Source organism: Lentilactobacillus farraginis DSM 18382 = JCM 14108 (assembly GCF_000583655.1).
Lineage (GTDB): Bacteria > Bacillota > Bacilli > Lactobacillales > Lactobacillaceae > Lentilactobacillus > Lentilactobacillus farraginis.
The window spans coordinates 1-1,738 of the sequence record NZ_BAKI01000098.1 but is presented as its reverse complement, the minus strand read 5'-3'; the positions used below and the strand labels follow the sequence as shown (position 1 = coordinate 1,738).

The 1,738-nt window shown below is 37.1% G+C and carries 2 protein-coding genes and 2 pseudogenes; 2 read left to right on the top strand and 2 right to left on the bottom strand.

What is annotated here, in order from left to right; translation table 11 throughout:
- Window positions 1-794: pseudogene (mobQ, locus tag JCM14108_RS13785) on the bottom strand (MobQ family relaxase); the annotation flags it as partial.
- 251 nt (window positions 795-1,045) lie between these two features.
- Between mobQ and JCM14108_RS13780 the strand changes: the two are divergent.
- A complete protein-coding gene (locus JCM14108_RS13780; RefSeq protein ID WP_003555660.1) occupies window positions 1,046-1,273 on the top strand; it encodes a hypothetical protein in 228 nt (75 codons plus the stop codon).
- Window positions 1,274-1,295: 22 nt separating this feature from the next.
- Window positions 1,296-1,574 (top strand): hypothetical protein, encoded by a 279-nt coding sequence (locus JCM14108_RS13775; protein WP_014216278.1) that lies wholly within the window; start codon window positions 1,296-1,298, stop codon window positions 1,572-1,574.
- On the opposite strand, the pseudogene JCM14108_RS14475 reads toward JCM14108_RS13775, so the two are convergent.
- Window positions 1,564-1,686: pseudogene (locus tag JCM14108_RS14475) on the bottom strand (zeta toxin family protein); the annotation flags it as partial. The gene JCM14108_RS13775 and the pseudogene JCM14108_RS14475 sit on opposite strands and share 11 nt — an antisense overlap.
- Between the last annotated feature and the right edge of the window lie 52 nt (window positions 1,687-1,738).

Sequence of the window (1,738 nt, the reverse complement as noted above, 5' to 3'; positions counted from 1 at the left end):
TATTGATTACTTTTTCTTGGTTATTTTTATAACTGGCTTTGGCCTTGCGATAGTCCTTAACTTGTTGGTTAAATTCTTTTCTTTCATGCCGCTTACTATTGATTCCCTCATGTTGAGTTGGAACTTCATCTATTCCCTGATTTTCAAAGGATTTTTCACTGATCCGATCCGGAATGCTTTTTTGCTCTAAAACCTGATTGACACTAACTGCCCAATTATGCCGCCATTCAGTTATTTTTTCTTTTTTATCCCAATCAACCAACCAAATTTTTCGGTTTCTCACATTCCCTGCAGGGTCTTAGTTTTATTACCATGACTATCTAAAATGTATTCGGTTTTTGTTTTCTGTCCCCAAGTACCATCGGGGTTAAATGGGCGATTGGTTAACATCACATGAGCGTGCGGATTATCTGGGTGGTCACGATGAATTGTCACGTCGGCTACCATGCCTCATCAACAAAATTTTCTTGTACATATTTTGTCAATAATTCTTTCTGTTCATCTTCACTTAATTCAACTGGTAAAGCCACGTTAAACTCTTTTGCATACCGTGAGTTTGATTTACGATCTTTCGTTTCAACTTCATTCCACAACTGCTCTCGATCACTGGCCCATTCTGGTGCATTTTTGGGGGTTAAAATAAAGCTTTCTGGCATAACCGAGCGGGCATAAAAATAGTGGCGACCTTCCTTATCATCAAATAACTTTTCACCACTTCGATAAGCGGCACTGGCAATCGCACTTCGTCCTTTACCAGCACTAATATTACTAAAACTCATGTGAAAAATTGCCATGTCGGTCACCACCTTTCTTTGGGTTTATGGGTTTGACTTTGTTGTCGCCATCGGCGACTTCTAATACAGGTTTTAATGGGTTTAGCACAACGTCATCAAAGATGACGTGTAAGTGCGCATTGACCTCGTTTCACTCGGTCTTCTGATTCTCTTAACTTTAACTTAGTGTATGCCTTCCGCTTCGCTATTTCAACTTTTATCCTTTGACTTAACGTTTCCCTTATGATATAGTGTCGATGATAATTTCTAATATGATTGGAGGGATCGTTATGTCTCAAAGTAACTTAGAAAAACAAGAAGCTAAATTAAAAGCCCTTAATCAAAAAATTAAGGACGAAAAAAATAAGATTGAACAACGGCTAGGTAAACAAATCATCAGTCAAGCCAATTTAGATTATGCTAATTTGTCTAACGATCAGATTAAGCTTTTAGCCAAGCAATTTTCTGAATTTTTAAAGGTAAAGTCCGTAGATCATTAGCCATACGAGATGGGGAAATTCCATGTCTAATCAATATGAAAAACTAGTCGAGCAACAAGCGCGTTTAAAACAAAAAATTGAGCGGGAAGATTTTAAATTACGACAATCTAAATACTATGAAAATCGGCAAGCCCGCAAAGCCCGTTCTCGCCGATTAATTCAAAAAGGAGCTTTGCTAGAAAAATACTTCCAAGCTAATAACCTCTCGGTCGAACAAACCGAAGAACTTTTAAAAATATTTGCTGACTATGTTAACGCCCATAAACCGGATAAATTAAAAAACGATCAACCTAATAACTAGGCCGATCGTTTTTATTTTCTGGATCATTTTTAGGCTTTACTTCTGGGTTTTGATCTGCAAAATTTTGTAACTGCTTTTGCACCTTTTCTGGATAAGTAATATTTTGGTTTATCTATCAACGGACAAAGTCCTTTCGCTTAATAACCTCATCTTGCCTTTTATCT

What these genes read in the sequence shown, in the direction of transcription:
- JCM14108_RS13780 (WP_003555660.1), top strand. Translation starts at nt 1,046, where the DNA reads ATGATTGGAGGGATCGTTATGTCTCAAAGTAACTTAGAAAAACAAGAA.
- JCM14108_RS13775 (WP_014216278.1), top strand. Translation starts at nt 1,296, where the DNA reads ATGTCTAATCAATATGAAAAACTAGTCGAGCAACAAGCGCGTTTAAAA.